Origin of the sequence: Paenibacillus barengoltzii NBRC 101215, assembly GCF_004000745.1 — a bacterium.
Taxonomy (GTDB): domain Bacteria; phylum Bacillota; class Bacilli; order Paenibacillales; family Paenibacillaceae; genus Fontibacillus; species Fontibacillus barengoltzii.
Genome location: NZ_BILV01000052.1, coordinates 36,511 through 44,096, shown reverse-complemented (window position 1 = coordinate 44,096; position 7,586 = coordinate 36,511). Strand labels below are relative to the sequence as shown.

The following is a 7,586-nucleotide window of genomic DNA, read 5'->3' as shown; positions in this document are numbered from 1 at the left end:
GGTCGCACCGGCTGCACCGCCAGCGCCATCCGCTCCGCCGCCTGCGCCGCCGTTCGCGCCGCGGCCGAATCCGCCGCCGCCCCGGCCCATACCGCCAAAGGCCATGTTGTAATCCCAAGGCAGGATGGAGAAGACGCCGTCGTCCTCGTACAAATAATAGTTCTGCTTATTGGCGCCGATGTAGCTGTCCATATTGTTCGTGAGCGTGTTTAGCGCAATGTAGCCCAGCGCGTCCGGCACATTGATGTATTTTTCATAGTTGCTGCCGTTATTCAGTTCATCCAGCATCTTGATCAGGATATCGCCGTTCGACGACTTCGACTTCTGCACCAATCCGGTATACGCCGACAGATCATCGCCCAACCAGGTCAAATCGCTGCCGCTGCCGGTCATTTCCCCTTTGTACAACGCCCCGTAGGCATTGCCAAAGTTACGCTCCAGATAGGCGTCGCCGATTTGCTCCACCGCCAGGTAGAACCCCCAGAGCTCGCCGTTAATATAGACGTTCACGTAAGAGTGCTTTGGCGTTGGCAAGCCCATCTGCTCGGATAGCTCATAGGTCAGAAACTCCCGCATGTACGTAGCGTCACTGTAGTTGTTGTTCAGGTTGATTTTTTGAATACCTTCCAAGGTTTGATTCACATATTCGTCAAAAGACAACTTAAAGCTGTACCGATCGGAATCGCTCATTTGCACCACGCTGCGCAAGCTCAAATTGCCTTTGGTACGGATGCCGACATTGTCAAAATGGTGACCGTTGTAATCCACCGACGCGGTTTTGAATTCCTCGGCGCTGGCATTGTCCAGCATGTCTTGGAAATCCGCCTCGTCGATGGTGATTTTCACGTCAACCACCCGGTCCTTGGGGAACACCTCTTCATCCAGCTTTTTCTCCTCCGCAGAGACCGTTCGCTTCCCGGCAGCCCCCGTCTGACTGTTCGTCACGGAGGATCCCCCGGAATTCATGGTGGCCTCGCAGGCAATCAGGCCAACCAACAGCAGCCCGACGCACGTCCACAGCAAAAGCCGGGTCCCTTTGCGCATCATTCTCTTCCACCTCCGGGTTCCGTTAAGACACGTAGTCGCCGTTATAGCTGATCAACACGGCATTTTTGACGCCGCCCAGCGCGGTAATTTGGTTCACAAAATTGCCTTCCTGATCGCGCAAGCGAACCTCTAGCGTCATTTCAATGTTGCCTGCGGTTACGGTTTTTTGCTTCACGTTGTAGCGTTTGACCAGCTGCCCGATTTGCGAATGAACGAGCTTCTCGCTCTCATCGCTCTCACAGTTCACAACCAGCAGATAAGGGGTTTCCAAGGAACTGCTCTTGATGAACAGGAACAGGATGAGGCCAATCACCGCCGAACCGATGGCGGCCAGCGCATAAAACCCGGCGCCTGCGACGATCCCGGCTGCGGCTGCCCAGAACAGGAAGATCAGATCGGTTGGATCCTTGATCGGCGTACGGAAGCGGACGATCGACAGGGCACCAACCATACCGAGGGACAGCACCAGGTTGGAGTTAACGGCGATAATCACCATCGCAGTGACCATTGTCATGCCGATGAGCGAGACGTTAAAGCTCTTCGAGTACAGCACCCCGCTGAATACCCGTTTGTACAAAATGTAAATGAACAGTCCGATCAGGAACGAAACGCCTAACGTAATGATGATTTTGCTGATGCTGATGTCTGAAGTGAAATTGTCGAGAATGGAATTTTTCACGATATCGCTAAAATTCGTTGTTGTCGTTGCAGTATTTGTTGCATTCATCAATCAATAATCCTCCCATGCGTTGGTCTTCAAATATTTGCGGCAAATGACGTATTTGGATGCCGATTGCTGTCTGAGCCCCTCTAACTGCAGAGCGGCCTGCAGATATTCCGGAATGTACTCGTCGTATTTGACCTCGAGAATGATGAGCTTGTCATCGTTGGCCGAAACGGGCCGTAAATCCGGGTCAAACAAATTGACGGCATGGAGTCCGGTCCGCAGCTCCTTATCAAACGTGATCCGCACATTGCCGTTCGGGCAAACAAACGGTTCGCGGACATAATCGACGATCACCTGCGGCGCCAAGAGTCGCTGCTTCATCTCAAGGTAAAGCTCATACAACAGCGGCTTTTCCGGCACGTTCAGCACTTCAATATTTCCGGCCAGGATGGCATCCACCGTCTCCCGGGTCAACCGTTCTTTGAGCTTGGCGATATAGTCGCCTTTTTTGATTTTTTTCTCAAACTGAATCAGGTCGTCCCGCCCGTTATAAATGCGAATCCGGTATTTACGGCGGTCACGGATGCCCCCCAATTTGTCGTGCAAGGCGGAGTTGTCGATGTCGTCGAAATACAGGCTGCGAATATGGTATTCACCGTCCTGTCCCGCATGTTCGTCATGGCGGGCTAATCCCCGTAACCGTTGCCGAAGGATATAATACTGGTGGCGGTTGATCATAAATTTCAGCTCGTGGCGATACTTCAGTTTCTGGTTCAAGTTCAAGTTGCACCTCTTTTCTCGGGAACCTTATGTGTGATGTCATTTATCCTATCAAGGCTCCCTGATTGTCCACTTAACGCAAACTGAAAATCAACTGAAAGTTTTAACACTGCGTTGACAAATGTGAAATCCTGTAAGTCGGAAAGTTGACAGGGGGCTCCCCCGCGCATTATCTTGAGGGAAATTCACGAAGGAGTTTTTTTATATGAAAGGTCGGAGTCAGATGGTTTGGCTGGGGATAGTGGTAGTTGTGTTGCTGCTTGGCATCGTCGTCTTTGGCTGGCAAAAAAAACAACAGGCTGGCGTATCCGCCGTCCCGAAACCCCAATCGATCGTGATGACGATCGGCGGGGATGCGCGGACGACGATGGCGTTCACCTGGCAGACTGAAGGGGCGTCCGGGGAGCCTGGGATTTTGCAGATCGCGGAGGGGGCGGAGCCCGATCCTTCCTGGAACGAGGCAGAGGTGCTCAGCTTCAAAGCGAAGGCGTCCGTGATGGAGGACGGGGGCAAAGGGCAGACAGTGTACAAGGTGTTAGCCGCCGGCCTTCGTCCGGGAACGACGTATGTCTACCGCGTGGGAAATGGACAGGAAGACGGCTGGAGCGAGCCGGTCAGCTTTGTGACAGAACCTGAGGAACCTCAGGCGTTTACCTTCATTAACGTCACGGATTCGCAAGGCGAGAAGGCTGCGGATTTCCGGCCTTGGGCGCGCACGTTGGACAAAGCGTTTCAAGCATTCCCGGAAGCCCGCTTCATCGTGCACAACGGGGATATGACAGAGAATCCGGACGATGCGCAGGGCTGGAAATGGCTGTTTGGACAAGCCGCCCAATGGCTTACCCGCGTGCCGCTGATGCCGGTGGCGGGCAATCATGATGAAATTTCCGGGGACGCTTCGGCGTTTACGTCGCATTTTCTTGTGCCGGAGAATGGGGCGGAGGGAGCTACGCCGGGGACTACGTATTCTTTTGATTATGGATTTGCTCATATCGTTGTGCTCAATACGGAGTCCAAAATCAAAAGGCAGACGGAATGGCTCAGAGAGGATTTGCGCAAGAACACCAAGCCTTGGACAATCGTGGCGATTCATCGGCCTGCTTACGGTGGAAATCAGTACGACAAAATCGAGGATTGGATTCCGGTGTTCGATGAGTTTGGCGTGGATCTGGTGCTGCAGGGGCACAACCATGAATATTCCCGCTCCTATCCGATCAGGGATGGACAAATCGCCCAAGACGGCAAAGGGACCGTCTATGTCGTCACCAACACCTCCGGTCCCAAATTTAACGATTTAAAAAAAGATAAGTTCTACCATGCCGTACACACCCAACCCAACAAGCAGACGTTTGCCGGGATCACCGTAAGCGAGCACACCTTGGTGTACATCGCGTATACCGTGAACGGCCGCAGGTTGGATGAGTTTACCTTGGAGCGGTAAAGGGTGAGCCCTCGACTTACGTGCACAATAACTGAGTGGCTATTGGTAAAGGATCAGTTTTAGTACCGGAAGAGCTTGACGATCAGGAGGAGGGAGCATATTATGGATTTAAACAATCCTTTTCTTGGAAACTTTAGGAGTAGGTACCGATAATTCTTTTATTTAAGGTGACTGTTCACTTGATTATCGTTGACTTTAGAGAAGCTAATCACTCCCTTCAAGTTTGATTAAATAAAAAAATTTGTTTTTAAGATCATCGGCATTTAGCTGTAAGAGATTACACAGATGAGGATCGAAACGAAAATATTAGTGGAAATTAAGAATTTGTTAGTAAGTTTAATTAGGATAAATTTTAATTTTCAAAGTAGTAGTAAAAAATCTGAAACTGGCTCCTGCTGTAAAACAGAAGGAGCCAGTTCATAGAGTATCCTAAAGTTTGAAGAATGATTGGAGTTTTAATGTACTAAAATGAAAAGTTTATATGGAGAAGATGAGGTGATGTTCTATGAAACGTTATAAATACATTGCAATTGGAATAATTTTAATTTTATTAGTTGCCGGTACATTGATTTTTTTAAACCATTCAAAAAATACTACATTTAACGAGATTGTGATGAAAGATATAAATACTGATGAAATAAGCTCATTACAAGTCATTAGTCGATTATATAACTCTGCAGATGAAGATGAACGATCTATAACTGACAAAAATGAAATCAATAAAATTGTAGATTATTTTTCACAGCTTGAGCTAAAGAGAACGAATTTATCAAATATTAGTTACACAGAGTCCTACTGGATAACTATAAAAGTCAACAGGGAGCTAGCGTTTGGTTTAATCCTTTATGATAACCATTACATCAATATTTTTGAGTATAACAGGGGCAGATCTTCATATTACAAAATAACAAGCAAGGTTGATCCAACGGTCGTTATTCAGGAATTATTTAAAAAGTAAGTTTTCCGGAGTATAAAAAAAGCAACCCTTCTACTAAAAAAAGGTTGCTTTTTTTGATAAATATTATAGAATTTGCCATCCCCCACTTTTTGAATGAACTCGAGTTACTACGCCGTTACCTGTGATGAAACGAACGCCAGCCGTTTCGTACTCAATAAAAGGAAAGTTAACTTCCAGTAAATCAAAGTTTGGATTATCAACCAAAAAGTCTTCGAGGTATCCTAAATGCCAATATCCATCGTATACCATCTCTTTAAGAATCTCTTTTTCATTTGGAATAAGATCGGTTACAATGCCGAGAACGGCAGTTGCTAAGCCTACTGCTGTACTTTTAAGAAATACAAGTCCTAAGATAGTAGCTGATGCACTCAACGCATCTGCTAAAGTGCTAGAATCGGTAGGACTAACAATACCCTTGTCATAAATTTCCCTTTGCGCTCTTTCAGTTTTTCTTACACCGTCCAAACTTAAAATAACTTTAGCTGCATACTCCTTTGTAAATGCCATAGACTAAACATCTCCTCTTCTGATTTGTCGAGAGCTAGGTACCTATTGCTTCTCAACTATAAGGGACTTTCATAGCTTCTTAAAAATATCCCTCACATCTCTTAAATTATGAAACTGTGAAAGAAATGATTGGACTATTTCATTGGGCAATAATATTGATTTTGAGAACTAGATATAGAATAGTAATTAAACCGAATGTCATAGGGGAAATAGTTATGGAGGATCCCTTCAAAACAGCATAAAAAACCTCCCAAATAGAATGTACTACATCCTATTTGGGAGGTTTTAGCCGGATTTACAGCCCCAGCAGAGCTACACCGTAACCTTGCTTTCCCGAGCCAGCGACCCGGCGAGTTCGGTACGCTTGTGCCGCTCGGGCTCCGCCGCCCCGCACAGGGCGGCGCATTCGCGGAAAGCGAAATGCTTGCAGCCGCGGCACTTGTCGTTATTGATTTGGCTTAAGGCGTAGGTGAGGGCTTCCCCGGTGCTTTCAAAAAAATGCTCTTCGCCAATCATGGCATAGCAACCGGCTTTGTCCATCAGCTTGCGCGGCTGCGCACGAAGGCCGGATACGAGGACGGTGATGCCGGCTTGTTGCAGCCGCTTGATCAGGGCGGCAAAATTCGCTTCGCCGGTCGTATCCATAAACGGTACCTTGCCCATTCGGATCAACACCACTCGCAGCAGTCCGCCTTCAATTTGCGAGACAAACCGATCAAACGCTTGCGAAGCGCCAAAGAACAACGGTCCGTCGATGGTGAAAATGGAAACTTGCGGGCAATCATGATCCTTGGACACGATATGCGCCCGTACCTTCTCCTTGCCGGAGGCCCAATCGGGCAGCACCTTGTCAACGGTGAGCAGGTCACTCATCCGTTTGACGAACAGCAGAACAGCCAGCACCAATCCCACCTCGACAGCTATGGTCAACGTCGTAAATACGGTCAGCAGGAACGTAACGATCAGTACGAGCGTATCGCTGGTCCGTGTCTTCAGCATGTGGACAAACGCTTTGCGCTCGCTCATGTTCCAGGCGACGACCATCAGGATCGGGGCCATGCTGGCCAGCGGGATGTTGGATGCATATGGCGCAAACAACGCGACGATCAGCAGCACAACGACGCCATGAATGATGCCGGAAAAAGGAGACACTGCTCCGTTCTTGATATTCGTCGCCGTGCGGGCGATCGCCCCGGTCGCTGGAATGCCGCCGAACAGCGGAGCGGCCATGTTGGCGAGACCTTGCCCGATCAGCTCGCGGTTGCTGTCGTGACGGGTGCCGGTCATGCTGTCCGCTACAACGGCAGAGAGCAGCGATTCGATGCCGCCAAGCAAGGCGATGATCAGCGCTGGCTGGAGCATCGGTACGATGTTGTCCCAGGACAAGGCCAGCGGGTGGAAATCCGGCAAGCCGCGGGGAATCGCCCCGTAAGCGGAGCCGATGGTCGTCACCCGGTCGGGGAACAGCCACGTCGCAGCTAACGTAGACACGAGGATGCCAACCAGCGATCCGGGGATTTTCGGGAGAAACTTGGGCGTCAGCAGCAGGGCTGCCAGGCAGATACCTGCAGTCAGGAAGCTGTAGAAGTTAAACGTATGAAGCTGCAGGAAGATTTCCTTAATATTTTCATGAAAATATTCATGCCGCTTCATCCCGGTCAAACCAAGGAAATTCCCGATTTGCCCACTGAAGATCGTCACCGCAATGCCGGCGGTAAACCCAATCGTGACCGGCCTCGGGATGAATTTGATCAGCGTTCCGAGCCGCAGCAGGCCCATCAACACCAGCATGATCCCGGCCAGAAAGCCGGCGATCAGGAGATTCTCATAGCCGTATTGCAGCACAATTGCGAGCAGAATCGGAATAAACGCCCCGGTAGGGCCGCCGATTTGGAATCGGGATCCGCCTAACAGCGAAATCAAGATCCCGGCGACGATCGTTGTATACAGCCCATACTCCGGCTCGACGCCGGACGCGATTGCAAAAGCCATCCCAAGCGGGAGGGCCACGATGCCAACAATACACCCCGATATCAAATCTTTGCGCAGCGTTGTCGCATTAACATTGGTGAACCTTCCACTCCACTTCATCCGTTAAACCCTTCTTTTCTTAAAAATCTGCATTTCATAGAGCAAGTACTTTCCCACAAACAAAAAAGACCCCCGCAGCCCGACGGGGAAACTTG

7 protein-coding genes are annotated in these 7,586 nt (G+C 49.5%); 2 read left to right on the top strand and 5 right to left on the bottom strand.

Going from position 1 to position 7,586, the window contains the following annotated elements; genetic code table 11:
- The 3 genes from PBA01S_RS15130 to PBA01S_RS15120 form a co-directional block, all read right to left on the bottom strand.
- The coding region (locus PBA01S_RS15130) for a CotH kinase family protein (RefSeq protein WP_371859534.1) at window positions 1–1,047 on the bottom strand (1,047 nt) is incomplete at its 3' end.
- 22 nt (window positions 1,048–1,069) lie between these two features.
- On the bottom strand, window positions 1,070–1,774 hold the full coding sequence (locus PBA01S_RS15125; RefSeq protein WP_028539949.1) for a DUF4956 domain-containing protein: 705 nt from the start codon (window positions 1,772–1,774) through the stop codon (window positions 1,070–1,072).
- A 3-nt stretch (window positions 1,775–1,777) separates the two neighbouring features.
- Window positions 1,778–2,491, bottom strand: coding sequence for a polyphosphate polymerase domain-containing protein (locus PBA01S_RS15120; protein ID WP_028539950.1), 714 nt, complete (start codon window positions 2,489–2,491; stop codon window positions 1,778–1,780).
- A 208-nt stretch (window positions 2,492–2,699) separates the two neighbouring features.
- Here PBA01S_RS15120 and PBA01S_RS15115 point away from each other — a divergent pair, with 208 nt between their 5' ends.
- Both PBA01S_RS15115 and PBA01S_RS15110 read left to right on the top strand, forming a co-directional pair.
- A complete protein-coding gene (locus tag PBA01S_RS15115) occupies window positions 2,700–3,935 on the top strand; it encodes a purple acid phosphatase family protein (RefSeq protein WP_028539951.1) in 1,236 nt (411 codons plus the stop codon).
- 505 nt (window positions 3,936–4,440) lie between these two features.
- Window positions 4,441–4,893 (top strand): hypothetical protein, encoded by a 453-nt coding sequence (locus PBA01S_RS15110; RefSeq protein WP_028539952.1) that lies wholly within the window; start codon window positions 4,441–4,443, stop codon window positions 4,891–4,893.
- Window positions 4,894–4,956: 63 nt separating this feature from the next.
- Here PBA01S_RS15110 and PBA01S_RS15105 read toward each other — a convergent pair whose 3' ends face one another.
- Together PBA01S_RS15105 and PBA01S_RS15100 are read right to left on the bottom strand one after the other, a co-directional pair.
- Complete coding sequence (locus PBA01S_RS15105; RefSeq protein WP_009224431.1) at window positions 4,957–5,400, bottom strand: hypothetical protein; 444 nt, start codon at window positions 5,398–5,400, stop codon at window positions 4,957–4,959.
- A gap of 312 nt (window positions 5,401–5,712) precedes the next feature.
- The gene (locus tag PBA01S_RS15100) at window positions 5,713–7,491 is read right to left on the bottom strand and encodes a SulP family inorganic anion transporter (RefSeq protein WP_009224432.1); all 1,779 of its coding nucleotides are present in this window, start codon (window positions 7,489–7,491) and stop codon (window positions 5,713–5,715) included.
- Between the last annotated feature and the right edge of the window lie 95 nt (window positions 7,492–7,586).

Bases quoted from the DNA above. Each gene is read 5' to 3' on its own strand.
- PBA01S_RS15125 (WP_028539949.1), bottom strand. From the start codon at position 1,774: ATGAATGCAACAAATACTGCAACGACAACAACGAATTTTAGCGATATC.
- PBA01S_RS15115 (WP_028539951.1), top strand. From the start codon at position 2,700: ATGAAAGGTCGGAGTCAGATGGTTTGGCTGGGGATAGTGGTAGTTGTG.
- PBA01S_RS15110 (WP_028539952.1), top strand. From the start codon at position 4,441: ATGAAACGTTATAAATACATTGCAATTGGAATAATTTTAATTTTATTA.
- PBA01S_RS15105 (WP_009224431.1), bottom strand. From the start codon at position 5,400: ATGGCATTTACAAAGGAGTATGCAGCTAAAGTTATTTTAAGTTTGGAC.
- PBA01S_RS15100 (WP_009224432.1), bottom strand. From the start codon at position 7,491: ATGAAGTGGAGTGGAAGGTTCACCAATGTTAATGCGACAACGCTGCGC.